1 rRNA gene is annotated in these 336 nt (G+C 54.2%); it reads right to left on the bottom strand.

The window, feature by feature from the left end:
- Nucleotides 1–51 precede the first annotated feature (51 nt).
- Nucleotides 52–164: ribosomal RNA gene (gene rrf, locus ACEU5R_RS32015) — 5S ribosomal RNA — on the bottom strand.
- Nucleotides 165–336: the final 172 nt, after the last annotated feature.

A 336-nucleotide genomic window follows, 5' to 3' on the forward strand; every position in this document is an offset into this window, starting at 1 on the left:
CACAAAAACAAAACCCCGCAGCGGTGAGCTGCGGGGTTCTGAGCAATAAAAGCCTGACGATGACCTACTTTCACAGACGTCCGTCCACTATCATCGGCGCAAAGTCGTTTCACTGTCCTGTTCGGGATGGGAAGGAGTGGGACCAACTCGCTATGGTCGTCAGGCGTAACCGGTTGAGCGCGCGCCCAGGGCATGCGCTCCAATCTTGGAAGAAACACAACAGGCGCATCAGAGAGTTCTCTCGATGATCGCGCACTCGGGTTGTAATCGATGTTGGCTGGCTGCTGACGGGGCAGCCAGATTTTGTATTGAACGACACTTGTATACGCTATACAC

The organism is Achromobacter sp. 413638, from assembly GCF_043119405.1.
Classification (GTDB): Bacteria; Pseudomonadota; Gammaproteobacteria; order Burkholderiales; family Burkholderiaceae_B; genus Achromobacter.